11 protein-coding genes are annotated in these 15,327 nt (G+C 33.2%); 1 reads left to right on the top strand and 10 read right to left on the bottom strand.

All coding sequences use genetic code 11. The annotated features are described in order from the left end of the window. Positions 1–39: 39 nt before the first annotated feature. From OQ292_RS08620 to OQ292_RS08595, 6 genes are all read right to left on the bottom strand, one after another. Complete coding sequence (locus OQ292_RS08620) at positions 40–3,147, bottom strand: nSTAND1 domain-containing NTPase (protein ID WP_284685656.1); 3,108 nt, start codon at positions 3,145–3,147, stop codon at positions 40–42. A 4-nt stretch (positions 3,148–3,151) separates the two neighbouring features. After that, entirely contained in the window at positions 3,152–4,663 is a 1,512-nt protein-coding gene (locus OQ292_RS08615; protein ID WP_284685655.1) for a toll/interleukin-1 receptor domain-containing protein, read from the bottom strand. A gap of 165 nt (positions 4,664–4,828) precedes the next feature. Then, a complete protein-coding gene (locus OQ292_RS08610; protein ID WP_284685654.1) occupies positions 4,829–8,005 on the bottom strand; it encodes a hypothetical protein in 3,177 nt (1,058 codons plus the stop codon). Positions 8,006–8,150: 145 nt separating this feature from the next. Then, complete coding sequence (locus tag OQ292_RS08605) at positions 8,151–9,206, bottom strand: ferredoxin--NADP reductase (RefSeq protein ID WP_284685653.1); 1,056 nt, start codon at positions 9,204–9,206, stop codon at positions 8,151–8,153. A 26-nt stretch (positions 9,207–9,232) separates the two neighbouring features. Continuing rightward, positions 9,233–9,967 (bottom strand): DUF6048 family protein, encoded by a 735-nt coding sequence (locus tag OQ292_RS08600; RefSeq protein ID WP_284685652.1) that lies wholly within the window; start codon positions 9,965–9,967, stop codon positions 9,233–9,235. Next, positions 9,948–10,529, bottom strand: a complete 582-nt coding sequence (locus tag OQ292_RS08595) for a hypothetical protein (protein ID WP_284685651.1) — start codon at positions 10,527–10,529, stop codon at positions 9,948–9,950. Before OQ292_RS08595 ends, OQ292_RS08600 begins: the two co-directional genes overlap by 20 nt. A gap of 143 nt (positions 10,530–10,672) precedes the next feature. Here OQ292_RS08595 and OQ292_RS08590 point away from each other — a divergent pair, with 143 nt between their 5' ends. Then, positions 10,673–12,871: a GAF domain-containing SpoIIE family protein phosphatase gene (locus tag OQ292_RS08590; protein ID WP_284685650.1), complete on the top strand. Its 2,199-nt coding sequence runs from the start codon at positions 10,673–10,675 to the stop codon at positions 12,869–12,871. A gap of 2 nt (positions 12,872–12,873) precedes the next feature. On the opposite strand, the gene OQ292_RS08585 is transcribed toward OQ292_RS08590, so the two are convergent. From OQ292_RS08585 to rsmI, 4 genes are all read right to left on the bottom strand, one after another. Beyond that, entirely contained in the window at positions 12,874–13,320 is a 447-nt protein-coding gene (locus OQ292_RS08585) for a DoxX family protein (protein ID WP_284685649.1), read from the bottom strand. Positions 13,321–13,447: 127 nt separating this feature from the next. After that, positions 13,448–13,627 carry a hypothetical protein gene (locus OQ292_RS08580; protein WP_284685648.1) on the bottom strand — a complete coding sequence of 60 codons (180 nt, stop codon included), beginning with the start codon at positions 13,625–13,627 and terminating at the stop codon, positions 13,448–13,450. A 96-nt stretch (positions 13,628–13,723) separates the two neighbouring features. Beyond that, positions 13,724–14,494 carry a TIGR02757 family protein gene (locus OQ292_RS08575; RefSeq protein ID WP_284685647.1) on the bottom strand — a complete coding sequence of 257 codons (771 nt, stop codon included), beginning with the start codon at positions 14,492–14,494 and terminating at the stop codon, positions 13,724–13,726. A 30-nt stretch (positions 14,495–14,524) separates the two neighbouring features. Continuing rightward, the gene (gene rsmI, locus OQ292_RS08570) at positions 14,525–15,325 is read right to left on the bottom strand and encodes a 16S rRNA (cytidine(1402)-2'-O)-methyltransferase (RefSeq protein WP_284685646.1); all 801 of its coding nucleotides are present in this window, start codon (positions 15,323–15,325) and stop codon (positions 14,525–14,527) included. Positions 15,326–15,327: the final 2 nt, after the last annotated feature.

Raw genomic sequence — 15,327 nt, 5'->3', positions numbered from 1 at the left:
GATTTATGTGTCGCATGTTGGTTTATATTTGTATTTAATCTAATCATCTCTGCCTTTTGGTAAATCCTGGCAAGTTAGTTCGTAATCAATTTCGTTTGCTACATGTTTTTTCCATTCATCATCAGACATATTTCTCTTAATATTATCGCAAATACCTGAAGCCATTTCTTCTATATCAATAGGATAAATTTTTATAGAATGATCCATACATGCAGCTATGAGATAACGGTCATCAGGGCTGAAACAGATAGCTTGTACCCATGAATTTTGATCTCTCATCACAATAGGTTGTTCATTTATCTGATCCATTTTCCATAGTCTTATAGTTCCATCCCAACTAGATGAAGCCATAAACTTTCCATTTTTACTGAATGATAGTTCCGTAATTCTAGCATCATGCCCTTCTAGATAATTGATCATATTATCTTGCTCTATATCCCACAGAAAAATTCTTCCGCTTTCAAACCCCTTTACTAAAAGAGAGCCATCGGGAGAAAACTTTAATGAAGTAGCTGCATCAGATAGTTCAGAATGCAAAACTCTTAAGTCTGTAAAGTCTTCAAGGTTCCATTCTAGAATAGTCCCATTTTTTAGGGCAGCAACTAGAGATTTATCATTTCTGCTCAATGCCAAAGCTCTAATGATTGTATTCAGCTCGGTGATTACTTCATAGGTCCATGTATCTGTATCCCATTTAATAATTTTCATGTCAGACCCGGTAGTGAACATATATTTGCCAGATTTGTCAAATAAAATTTCCCACACTGTTCCATCATGCCCGTGAAGCTCATTAAGCACATTTAATGTATTTCGATCATATAAAATGATTTTAGACTCATCTGTACCACAAGCCATTATCTCATTGTTAGGTGATACAGCTATCTTTCTGAAAATAGTGTTTTCTTCTACAATTTGATTGATGGGTGTTCCAGAAAGACTATCGAATGAGCGCATAAAGATTTTTCCATCACTACCAGATGAGAAAAGCCATTTACTTGTTCTATCTGTCGTAAGAGATCGAACTGCATCATCGTGGTCACTAATTACATTAAAGCTTTCACCATTCATTAGCTTTTGTGCATAATACAAGCCATCATAGATATCAGGGTTATAGAGGTTTCCATCATATCTTTGATTAAAAATAAATGCTTGTTTGGCCACTAAAGCTCTTTGCGTTGTATCTTTAATTTGTATTGATTTAATCGCCATTTTTTGAGCGATAGAGATATATCTAAGCCTTTCAGCTTTTTCTGCTGCAGTTTCGGCTTTTAGCTCACTTAATTCTGCAAGCCTCGTTTTTCTTCGGGCAATTTGTGTTTGTTCTCTTGCAATTTGAGATTGTTTACGCGCTTCTTCAGCTTTCGCAATCGCAATAATTTTTTGTTTTTCAGCTTCCTCAGCACTTAGTTGAGCCATTTCCTGAGCAAACTTTGCTTCCTGCTCATTTTTTAATGCTTCAGCTTCTTTCTCCATTGCGAGATGTTTCTGTAATTCTGCTCTTTCAGCATTTTTTCTTGCTTCTTCTGCAGCCGATTCTGCTTTTCCTTCAGAAAGGAGTGCTCTTTCCTTCTCCGATTCCGCCTCTTGTTTTTTTAAGTTGGCGTATAATACCAGAATTAATCCTGCAATTGCGACAAAAGCACCTATTAATGCGGCGATTTTGTTTCTTCTTATAATCGCTTTTTGATGCTTTTCTTTACTTTTTTGTTCAGTTTCATAGGCTTTTCTACTCATTTCAAGAAAAACCATAGTTCTTTCAAATGCAGGATGATGTCTTTCTGCCCAAGTTAAATTAGGCTTTTGCTTCATCTGCCAGTTGAGTGCTAATTGTAAGTCTGGTGGTCTCCACAAACTAGCCTGCCCCACCTGATACATTTCTGCTGCTTCGGAAAGTCTTTTATAAACTTTGGCTGATTCAGCTTCTTCATCTACCCATTCTCTACATCTGTTCCATACCCTCATTAAACTTTCATGTGAGATATCAACCACAGACTCTGCAGTTAATGGAACAGAAGGAGGAGGCATGAGTAAAGTTCTGCCAACTTTTCTAAAAACTTCAACAACATGAATTACTTCATCTGTATCACAATCTGCAATACCAGAAATTTCTTTAACTTTTGTCGGCCTTCTTACTCCTCTCCCGTCTTGACCTTTCTCTGTAAGCGATTTAAAAAGAACTTCACAAATATATTTTTGTCTGTCATCTAGATCTTCGTAAGCTTCATCTGCATGAAGAGACAGGGCCTCTTTAAGTGTCCCAATAGACTCGTAGTGAAAAATATCAATCTCTTCACTGTCTTTATTTTTTCTCCATAATTCCCAAGTACGCATTAATGCATGCTGAAGAATGGGAAGGTCATCTTGTTTGTCGCCAAGGTCATTTAATAATTGTTGTAAAAGTCTTGACGACATAACAGTTCCAGCAACAGCAGCAGGTCCCATAATAGCTGCTTTTTTCTGGAGACGTGTCATTTTAGGAATTAGGTAATGACTATCGTTAATTAGTTGAGTAAGATGTGGATAATGCGCACAATCACCAATGTAATCTGAGCGCATCGTCATTACGATATATATAGGAACTTCGCTCTGTTTAACAGCTTCAAGAATGAGCTTTACAAAGGCATATGATTCGTTTATAGAGTCTTCGTCTCTTGCAATTTTGCTAAATCTGAATAGTTCTTCAAATTGATCAACTAGAATTAGGAAGTGTTCATCTGGTTCGTTTTGTTGTTGTTTTACAAAGTCTACGAGTCCAAGAGAGCTGCTTCTAAGTGTAGCCATACCAGATGCAGTTTTGATGTCTTTATCATCAGAACTGTTTTCGTTCCAGTACTCTGAACTTTTAAGAATTGCTTTATTTAGGTTATGAATCGGGGCAATACCAGGTCTGGTAACTACCACTCGCCAATTAGAACCTGCTTGTGTCATAAATCCGCCATATAAGCCGGGAATTAAACCACAATACATTAAAGAAGATTTACCGCTACCCGAAGCACCAAGAACAGCTACAAATTTGTTTTCTTCTAGTTTGTCAAGTACCTCATCTACTTGCCCTTCCCTGCCAAAAAACAGGTGAGCCTCATCCGTTCTAAACGGGCGAAGTCCAGGAAAAGGGTTAGTAATTGTTTGTACTTCTTCTGCAATCATGCAATTAACGGATAATAGTTTGGGCAATCAGTTCTTTTAAAAAATCGCTTACTTCCTGATAGCTATCATCAGTAGAAGTTTCTATTAGGTTGTATGCGAAAGAAAAATCTTTTATAAAGTTTAATTGATCTAAAAATATATTTAAGTACTCTTGATTCGTAATAATCACTTGTTTCTCAAAAGGGACTACTCTACCCATTCCTGCAGTTTTAATTATGTCTTGCAGTTTTGAAACAAGCCATTCTTTTTTGGCATCAAAATACAGAACGAAGACCATGTCACATTTATTAAGGCATTCTTGATGAGTTCGTCTAGAGTTTGCTTTTTTTCGATCAAACGCCGAAATCATCACTTCAAAGCCCATTTTTGCTATTTTATGAGATAAAATTTGAGCATATGTAATGTCTCTTTTGTCTGCAATTAGATATATACTTTTATTAAATTCTTGGCTGTTACTATTTGGTTTAAAGGCTTTGTCTAAATGAGACGCCAAATAGTTTAAAATGGCAGTTTTAAAATCTTCTATTTGAGTTTGAAGTATTTCAGCCCCAAACTGTAATTGCTTATCACGCTTTAATTTTTCTATATAGAATTTCTGTTTTTCTTCTATATGTTTTTCTTCTGATGCTATCCAAATTAGTCTTGGGAATTCTCCATCTTGTTGTGTCAATTCACTGGCATATTCAGCAGCTAATCTATTTTGAATTTCGACATAGGTGTCTTCTCTACCTAAAGGTTTCTCACCAGATTGATTACCAATAAGATGTATAGATAAGAGGCTTTGTTTGAGATTGTCTTTGATAAAGTTTTCAACAAGTATAGGGTTGTCAGGAAAGTTTTGTTCAGGTAATACTTTATAATTTCTTCTTTCTAGTTCTCGCTTAATGGTTAGTCTTTCAAAATCTAAATCGATACTTGTTTGAGCCAGATATACATATTTTTTTTCAGGTTTAAGAACTGCTTTAGGAGTAGTTTCTGTAATTGTCTCAAGATGTTTTTTTATCTCAAAACATAAGTCTGTGAGTGGCAGCCAAAAACTATATTTTGCCTCAGGAGCAAAAAACTCTTCAACTACAGATGCTGTACCTGTTTCTTTATTTATATTAAAAAAGCTAAAACCAATTAATTCTCTTATTTCATCAGGATTTTCATATGCTTGAATTGGCAATTTTATAACCTTCAAGATTCTCTGCTTACTTTCTATTCTATTATTTTCTAGATGATGTTTAAATTCATTTAATAGAATTAAGCTTGGTTCTGCACTTATAAAATCTGGAGATACAATGGTTATAAAGAAATCTGATTGCTTCAGGTTTTCTTTTCTTTCATTTAGATAATTGTTACTAACATGGTTTTCATGTTCAAGGAAAAAATCAAATTCACATTCTTTATCAACCTGAAGTAACATTTCTTTTAAAAATCGGACAAAGCTAGTCACCCACCCTTCTTGGTTTTTGCCTGAAGGGTAATCGTCTATTAGTGAATAAGAAATAAAAATCTTACAACTTCTCAACATTTTAAGCTTTCTCCATAAAAGATTTAGAATCAGTAAGTAGAGTTATTATTAGGTTAAGTGGATTTGATATTCTTTATTAAGAAATATTTTTTGTGTAAAAATTGGTTTATTGTTAAAAAAATCCTGATTTAAATACGATAGCTACAATTAATTATTACTGATTAATCATTTAGATTGACTTAGATTCTTACTACTTATTTCATCAATGTTTATGAGTAACTTGTGTAATAGTTCTGAGTTCTCTTTTAAGATTTTAATAAATCGCTCTGGATGAACTCTAAAAATAATTGTAGGTGTTTGGGAGATAATAGACTGTTTTTTTCTGAAGTTAAAACCTAGAAAAATATCACTTATTAGATTGTTTTCCTTATAAGTCTTGTAAGCTTTTCCTTCTTTTTCTACACAAATTTCTCCTTTAATCAGATACAAAAGAAAAGAGCTATCATGAATATCCGAATTCCAAATCATTTCATTAGCAGAGTAATATTCCACTTTAGTAATTTCTGCTATTTCAGATAAAATGTAATCAGGGAAGTTTTTAAATTCTTTTATCTTTTTTAATGCTTTAAAAATATTTACTAAAGAATGATAGCTAGAAGATTCGTTACTTGGCTTTTCTTGAATTGTGGTATTATTACTCCTCTTAACAATATTATTATAATAGGTTTTATCTGTTTTATAAACGATAGACGCCGTTAGCTCGCTTATCATAGGGTCAGGGTTGAACATATTGGCAGATATTTCATTTGAGATAACTAAATCTTCATACTGCTCAATTACTTTTAATGCACATACCTTAGTCCATCGATTAGTCCAGTTATAGTCTTTATTTATTATTTCTAACATTAATTCATATTCCGTCATCTTAGGGCGAGGGAAAAATACTTCTAGCTTTTTGTATTTTTCCATTACAGGGCTGTCGTCTAACAATGGAGGAATTAACGGTTTTAGCTCGTCTTCTAGAAAAATGTCAAGCAATTCCATAGCAAAGCCAATACCCTCACTTGTACCATTTTCAAGGTTTTCTTGAACTAGTTTTACAGATTTGCTATCGTAAAGTAAAGACAAAAGCATAAACATCATTTTCTTGTTTTCTTTTATCTCAAATTCTAAAGCACCTTTAATCTCAGCAAAAGCTTTTTTCTCTGGCAATTCGTGTATTGTTACCAGGTTCCATAGTAATGTTGAGGCTAAAGTATTGATAGAGTTCTTCACAAATATTACATCAAAACCTGCACCATGCCACGAACATTTTTTTAGTGCCATAAATATTGCTATCAAAACTTTATGGTCTGGATAGTCAATTTTTTTAAGCAACATTTGTATAGCTTTAGCGCCCCCAATTTCACCGAGAATATCTACTATACAGATTCTTATTTCTTGTAATTGATTATTCTTATAAAAGGCTATATCTAATGCTTGTAGTGCATCTTCTCCAAATGAGATAATTGCTTCAGAGCCTGTATTTACTAATTCATAGTTTGCTAGACTCTCAATTATAATTGGAAGAAATTCTTTAATTTTTAATTTGCCGGCAGTAATTATTGCTTCTCTTTTAACATTTAGGTTGTAATCGCGCAAAAGAGTAATTAATAGCCTGAATGTTTCTTGATTATAATTATACGAAATCAATATTGAGGCTCTTTCTCTCTCCAAATGGTTTTCTGAGCTAGCTAAGTAGGCAAGCTGCTGAAAATTTGTAGAGATTTTTGATAAACGCTCAAGATAAGTATATGCAAAGCTCATTAACTCTTTGGTTTGCTTATCGCTGGTAAAATCAGAAATACTCTTTATTAGATCTTTATTGTTGATGCTACAGTTTTTAAAAAGGAATTCCAGGTAAACCTTTTGTGCTTCTATATTTTGTTCTTTGGCAAAATAATTCAAGTTTAGTTCTAATAAATAAGGTTTAATTTGCTTGGTGATTTTTAAAATAGTATAAACTTGATATTTACTAGCTCCACTTAGAGATGTTGTTAATAATACAGGTGCATAACCGATATCGTGATGATCAAGAATATCTTTCTTATTTTTTTGAAGGGTATTAGTGAGAATAAATTTATATTCTTTATGTAAGAAGAAGATAATGGTTATCCAGCAAGCAATTATCAGGAATATTACATAGTTGTTAAAAATTACATCATAAAAATAGATGAGCCCTGAAAGCATCATTAAAATACCTGCTAGAAAACCTGCAGATTCTTTAACCATACCTTCGATTTTAGCTTGGGTAGTAAATTTTATTTCAGGATCAAGCGGGTAAAAGAAGTTTTTAAATACAGGCCCTTCAAGTGAGTCTCGCAATGCATCAGTAAATAATTTACTTATTGAAATTATCAGGAAAAAAAACAGGAATGTTACAGACTCGGCAGTAACACCAAATAACCACCCGATAATAGTGCTGATAATTCCGAAAACTAATAATAATCCAGGTAATAGAATTAGTGTGTTTCTCATTCCATACATCTCTAAGATTTTGTCGTTTAGAAAGGTTTGAATGAGAAAGGAACAGATCATTACTGTACCGCTGAAAAACGAAATGAAACTGGTTAGTTTCTTTGTGTTTTCTGCATTGCCAAATTTTTCTGCAGTAACAGTTAAGAAAGAAAATTCAATAAAAGCTGCTGCCAAGGCCGAGCACACAACAAATCCAGATAGTAACCAGAAATACTTTTTATAAGTGTGATCTTTCTTCTTTTTAGTTTTTTGCTTTTTAACTTTTGGTGTTTCTGTGATGGGAAAAACAGAAAGTATTCTCCAATAAACACCAACTGCTAATACCATACAAGCACTACTTGCATATAAGAATAGTCTGGTATCTTCGATTAAATATTGCTGTATAAATGGGATGATAAAAAATGCAAGTATTGTAGCTACAACTTGTCCTGTGTCTATGCCACTTGCTAGCCTTTTTGCAGATCTGAATTTAAATACGCGGCTAAAAACACCCCAAAAGATAAGTACCACCATCGTATTAATTGGCGGAAAAATAACATATGCCAAAAATACTACGGATTTGTTGTCAGTAGTATTTATGAAAATACTAAGGGTTAATACAAGTATTGCAAATACTAGTATTGTGTATCTAACAAGGGTTTTATAAGAGATTACTTTTTGAAGCTGTCCAAAAATATATGTGGTAGTAACTCCTAAAATACCAGAGATAAAAAATGCTCTTGGAATGTCTTTCTTCTCATCGAAATATTTTAAGAATAATGTAATGGCACCAACATCGAAGGTTGCTATAAAAATACCGGTAAGAAAGCCTACGCCCAAAAGCAGCATAATTGCTCTTGACTCATTTTCCCGTCCATTAACAGCTTTGAGAATCAGGTCTTTCATAAAAAAATGTCCGATAAATTGGATGTTAGTAATTATTAGAACTCAATTAATTGGATTAACTTATATGAAAGGGAGTCTTAAATAAATAAAAAAAGCCTGCTCTCTTTATAAGAAAACAGGCTTTAATAATTAAATATCTAATTTTTTATCCTGGTTCAACAACTACATCTTCAGAACCTGGGTGTCCTACACAAATAAGAACATATCCATCTTGAATTTCAGCTGGAGTAAGTCCATCGCCACCAGTCATTTTTACTACACCAGATTTCACTTTACATCTACAAGCAGTACATAAACCACTTTGGCAAGAAAATGCCATATCTAAGCCTTCGTCTAGTGCCGTATCTAGTATACTTTTATTGGGAGGAACAGCTATTTTGTGTTCGGTTCCATCCATTAATATAGTAACTTCGTGTGTTTCTGTTTCACCCAAACTTGCAATTGCTTCTTCAGATTCATTAGAAGAAGTAAAGCTTTCAAAGTGAATTTTGTCTGAAGAAACTTTCAATTTCGCTAAGCCTGATTTAATATTTTCCATCATGCCATCGGGTCCACATAGAAAATATTCTGTAACTGCTGCATCAAACTTTGGAAGCATATTAATCACATTAACTGTTACTGCTTCGTCTATTCTACCAGTTAAACCAGTCCAGCTTCTGTCTGGTTGAGTAAGGCAATAAACAAGATTAAATCTATCTCCAAATTTTTGTTTAAGTGCCTGTAATTGCTTTTGGAAAATAATATTATCTACTCTGCGATTACCGTAAACAAGAGAAACAGTACTCTTTGGTTCAAAAAACAAAACAGATTTTAAGATAGACATTAGTGGAGTTACACCACTACCTGCACCAAAAAGCACAATATGCCTTTGTAAATTTTTATCTACTTCTAAAGTGAATTTACCAACAGGTTGCATCATAGAGATGCTCATTCCAGGAGTAACTTTATCGTTTACAAAGTTAGAGACTACACCTCCTTGAACTCTTTTTACTGTAACTGCAACGGTATTATCAAGATTTGGAGCACTGCTCATAGAATATGATCTTGATACTTTTTTGCCATCAATTTCGAAGTTTATAGTAAGAAACTGACCTGGCTTATATTTTACTTTTCTAAATAATGGTTGTTTAAAGTGAACTGTAACTGTATCGCTGGTTTCTCTTACAACTTCTTTTACTTTTAGTGATATTGTGTCACCCATTCTTGAAAAATTTTATTAATATCTGATTATTTCTTTTTTTTGACAGGTAATTTATAAAGCAAAGTATAATTTATATTTACACGTGTATTACTTTTTGTATTACCATAGCCTGGTATTTCAGCAATATTGACATATTGAGTGTCTGATTTCCCAGCAAGAAACTTTAGGCGCAAGTTAGGCGATAAATAAATATTTTTAAAAAGTTCTACCTTAAAAGCTACAACAAGTTCTACCCAGCTTGCAGAAAGTTTTGAATCTTCAACAGTGTATTGTTGAGATGCGCCCCAGAAATCGTCTTCCTCTACATAAGTAAATTTATGATTAAAACTGCTTGTGCCATATCTTAAACCAAAAGTTAAGGCTTCGCTTGCTGTTTTTTGGTAAAGCATATTATAATCAAAACCTGCTCTTACATAGCTTCCATTGTTTTGGTATTCATATTCGTCTACCTCATTTGATCTGATGTATTTTTCATTACCAAAATCTACTACCGCAAAATATCTGTTGTTAAATCCGATGTCGCCATTCAACTCAAAACCTTTAACATTGTTACTTACGGCAGTATTAATTAGATGGAGAAGTTCAGTCCCAACTCTAATACTAGATAGCTTTAGCTTTTCTTTCTCTTTAGGCTTTTTCTCTTTTTGAGGCTCTCCTTCTTCTATTTTTTTTGGTTTAGGTTCTTGTTGAGCTATACAAATAGAATTACCAAAAAATAAAAATACACCTATTACAATAAGCTTATAAAAATACTCTAACATTAGTGGAATCATTATCTATTGTATAATCAAAATTGATTTCTGCTTTTTCAAAAGAAGTACTATTGAGGATAATATTTTCATAATGGGTTACAAATCCGCAATCTGGACTAACAGTTTCAAAAGACTTGGTAAAGCTAATTGCGATAGTATCTTGATTTCTGTTAATTTCTGATTCTAAAGTTATTGTTTCACTATCATATGTATATGAGGCAGAAAATTCTTCTGGGTAATTAACAAAAAAAGCAAAGTTTTCTGCATCTATGGGGAGAGGTAATCCATATTGATAAGTACCAATTGTTTCATAAGGTATTATTGTTTCTTCTTTTATCAATGTAGAGAATGCTTCTTCACCTAAGTTTAAATTCAGTAACACTAACTCCTCAGACGACTCATAAACATCCTTGCTGTAGAATGAAACAACCAGAATATTGCCTGGGTCAGAAATAGGCTCGCATTCACTACAAGAGTAGAGGAGTAGTCCGGCAAATACTATCAAAATTATATTTCTAATTAGTATTAGGTAATTTCTAATTGGAGGAGTTTTTAACATATTATTATTCATTCGTTCACCACACTTTGCGAGTATATATCAATCGCAAAGAAATAAAAAGAATTAATGCTTGTCACTAACAGAAGCTTCAAAATATTTATTTTTTTAATCGTTTAAGGGAGGTGTTTCTTAAAGTTTTAAAATAATTACAAAGTATGTCGAAAAGGGTAGCGCTTCGATTTAAGTTTGTGTTGTTAGGTGTTCTAATTATTTTAGTTACAGTCCTTCCCTTACTATTAATCAATCCATATAATGAAGATTATGCCTTCATAATTTCGTGGGTTTCACTTTTGTTCATTTTACTGGGTATTTTAACATATTTTTCCTATAAGGATATAGTATTGCCTGTAGATAAAATAATAGGGGCAATAGTAACTGCCCAACAAGGTAAAAAAGTAAATCAAATCAGTTATTCCAAAGATAACGAGTTTGGACAAGTGATATCCTATATCAATGGAGTGGTAGTCGATTTAGATAAAGCAGCATCTTTTGTAAAAGAAATTGATGAAGGTAAACTCGATGCGAAACTTGAAATATCTAACAAAGATATAGAATTGGCAAGTGCGCTTGAAAACTTTAGAGAGCGCATGGTGAATATGGTTTCTGAAGAAAACAAGAGAAACTGGGTAAATGAAGGTTTAAATAAGTTTTCGGAAGTAATAAGAGTAAACAATAGTTCACTTGCCGAAATGGGTGATGCAGTACTAAAGCATATAGTAAAATACTTAAATGCTAGCCAAGGTGCATTGTTCGTAGCAACAGAAGAAAATGGCAATACTGTTTTAAACATGGAATCGTGTTATGCCTTAAACAGGAAAAAATACATCAATAAAAAGATAGGTGTAAAAGAGGGTATTGTAGGGCAAGCATATCTTGAAAAGGATATTATACACCTGAGAGAGATTCCAGAAAACTACTTTGAGATTGTTTCTGGTTTAGGAAATATTCAACCAACGAGCATTTTAGTATTTCCACTTATTGAGAATGAAGTAACATATGGAGTAATCGAAATTGCTTCTCTACACAAGTTTGAAGATTATCAAATTACCTTTCTTAAAGATCTTGGAGAAACCATAGCAAACAATATTGCCAATATTATTAATATTGAAAATACCCAAAAACTTTTAACACAATCTCAGAAGCAAGCTGAGATGTTAAGGTCTCAAGAGGAGGAAATGCGCCAAAATATGGAAGAGTTGGAGACTACTCAAGAGCAAATGAAGCGCAAGCAATTAGAAACTGAACACGCTAATAATAAGCTTAAAGAGAATGAGCTAAAATTACAAGATGCCTATCAAGAGTCTCAAAAGCAAAGTGATGAGTTACGAGAAAAAACCAAAGAGTTGGAGGTTAGAGAAGTTACGCTTAAGAGAAACATGGAAGAGCTACAAGCTGCCAGAGATGAAATGAACAAAAGAAATTTGGAGCTTGAGAGAATTACGGAAAAACTTGAGGCAAATGAGGCTGTTCTTAAAAAGGCTTATAATCAGACCAAAGAGAAAGAAAGGGCAATTAGGCATAAAAATGGCGAACTGGAGAAAAACCAGATGATGATTCAGCAGCAGAAAGATGAGCTAGAATCTAAAAATATTTATCTGACAGATAGTATAAAATATGCGAAACGAATTCAATCTGCTATTTTGCCAGATAAAGATAATTTACAATCTGCTTTTGCTAGTTATTTTGTAATATTTATGCCAAAAGATATGGTATCTGGTGATTTCTATTGGTTTGCAGAGATAGATAATAGAAAGTTTATTGCAGCAATTGACTGTACTGGTCATGGTGTTCCTGGTGCATTTATGTCGTTAATTGGGCATTCATTACTAAATCAGATTACAAAGGAAAGGCATATTTATAATACCAATGAGATTTTGGAATATCTAAATGAAGGGATTATCGAAGCATTAAAACAAGGCTCTACAACTAATGTAGATGGTATGGATGTTTCGTTATGTTGTGTCGAATCTCTAGAAGGTAACAAATCTATATTGCATTATACTGGTGCAAAATGTCCTGCATTCTACATCCCATCAGATAATAAGTTGCATAAACTAAAACCAGACAGAAGGTCTATTGGAGGTTACCAAAAGGAAAACCAGAAGCCATTTAAAATGTATTCTATAGAATTGGAAACTGGAGACAAAGTATTCCTAACTACTGATGGATTAATCGATAGCCCTGATAAAAACAGAAAACGATTTGGTACTAAAAAGCTAGAAAATCTATTGACATCAGCCGCAGATAAACCAGTTTATGACATTAAGGATGCTTTAATGTCTGAGTTTATGGAATATACTGAAGGTTGTGCCCAAAGAGATGATATTACCTTTATTGGTTTAGAGATCAGGTAATTTTAGCTATAGTAAATCGGTTTGCTATTATTTTTTTGAAAAGCCGCATCAATACCATATTTACCAGATCCAGTTAAAAGTAAAACTATACTTATACATAAGTAAAGAAGTGCTTTTTCTTTAGTTGCAAATGGATCTGCAGAGTGTGTAATAAACGCTGCTGTAATCATAGTTAAGCTCATTAATAAAGAAGCTGGTCTGGTAAGTAAACCAAGTGTAATTAATATACCTCCTACAAATTCTGATAAAGCTGCTGCCCAAGCAAAAAACACTGGTAAAGGAAAACCAATGTTTCCAGTTGCTTCTATAAAACCTGCTGAAGGTGGAAGTTTTCCAAAGCCATGAGCCAAGGCCATCGAAAGCCCTGTAAATACCCTAAGTATTAGTAATGCAAGATTTGTAGTTGATGAAGATTGTTCAACAGAACCGATTAGAAATTTTTTAATCATTATAAAAGATAATCGCTGAGTTTAAATTGAGTCTAAATTAATAAATAATCCCACAATAATTATCCCAGCCATTACATAATGTCTAATAAAAAGACATTAATGTGATTATCGTATTTCATGCTGGCTTCTAATATGCTTTTTCAGTTTGTGAAATATTTAAACTCTTGCTTTTGTCGGTTACTTTATAAATTCCAGGCTGATGATGAAAGGGGATTATAGATAAATCTGGCAGTTTTTGATTATAAAAACGCATATCAGTTTCTGCAAGATTTGTTCTAAGAGTTTTAGAATTAGTGAGTGTTTTCATAACCATATCTGTTAAGATGAGATATTAAGTTATTAAATAAACCTGCATTTTTTTATGATGGAAGTCACATTCGAAAGATGAAGTTGATTAAAAATATTAGAACTTTTCTAAGCCCAATCCGAATAGTGCAAAATCATATTTAACAGGGTCATTTTTATCAAACTTTTTTAAAGCTTTATTTAGCTCTAAAGCTGCTTGCCAGTCTGTTTGTTTTCGTGTAAGTAGTTTTAGTTTTCTAGCAACACGTTCGACATGCACATCTAAAGGACAAACTAACTGGCTGGTTTTAATCTGCTCCCATATACCGAAATCTACACCAGCATTATCATTTCTTACCATCCATCTTAAGTACATATTCAATCTTTTGCAGGCAGACTTTCTCATTGGAGTGGCAATGTGTTTTCTGGTGCGTTGGGGAGCATCTGGCAAGCTAAAAAAAGTATTTTGAAAACCGATTAATGCTTTTTCTACAGTTTCATCTTTAGGTGTTAGGTGAGAAGAAAAAGCAGTTTCTAGCGATTCGTTTGATGAATAATAATGTTTGAAAAACTCAATAAAATAGAGTAAATCAGTAGTATTAAATGTTCGATGTTTAAAATCTAGTAGTTTTTTTAGGTCATCCTCTTGATGATTAATAATAAAATCGTGCGGTGCATTATCCATCAATGTTGATAACTCTTTGCATTTGTTGATAATAGTAATTCTTTGCCCCCAAGCTAGCATAGCAGCCATAAAACCCATAATTTCTATATCTTGCTGCTTGGTAAAACTATGAGGAATACAAATAGGATCGTTTTCTATAAAATTAGGTTGGTTGTATTCTAAATACTTTAAATCTAGAAGTGACTTAATCTGACTAATTTTCAATGTGTTCTGGTTTGCTTTAAAAATGCGAAGTTACTTTTTCTTTTTTTCTGGCTTCTTCCCTTCTACTACAATTACAATTTCGCCTTTGGCATTTCCTTCTTTTTGATAATAATCAGCTATTTCTTTTAAAGTTCCGGTAATATTTTCTTCGTAGATTTTTGTCAGTTCTCTAGACACACAAGCATTTCTATCTTCACCAAAGTATTCGGCAAATTGGAGCAACGATTTTACAAGTCTGTGAGGAGACTCATAAAATATTATAGTCCTTTCTTCTTCTGCAAGTTGTAGTATTCTGGTTTGTCTTCCTTTTTTGTGAGGCAAGAATCCTTCAAACACAAACCTGTCTGAAGGGAGGCCTGAGTTAACAAGCGCAGGCACAAAAGCAGTTGGTCCCGGTAAACATTCTACTTTTACATTTTTTTCGTTACAAGCTCTTATTAGTAAAAACCCGGGGTCAGAAATTACAGGCGTACCAGCATCTGATACAAGTGCTAGTACTTTCCCACTTATCAACATATCAACAACTTTATTCACAGTTTTATGCTCATTAAAAGCATGGTGGCTGTGTAAAGGCTTGCTGATTCCTAAATGCTTAAGTAAAATTCCTGTTTTTCGAGTATCTTCTGCTAGAATAGCATCTACATGTTGTAAAATTTTAACAGCACGATAAGTGATATCCTCCATGTTTCCAATAGGAGTTGGAACTACAAAAAGAGAAGTATCACCTAAAATTTGCTTACTTGTATCCTGTTCTTCCAGAGTATTGGTTTCAGAATGTTGAGTGTCGTTCTGAGAACTTTCCTGTTTCTCTGGATTCTTTTTGGAAGACATCA

The sequence above is a fragment of the Chondrinema litorale genome, assembly GCF_026250525.1.
Lineage (GTDB): Bacteria > Bacteroidota > Bacteroidia > Cytophagales > Flammeovirgaceae > Chondrinema > Chondrinema litorale.
This window is presented reverse-complemented; position numbering and strand designations above follow the sequence as displayed.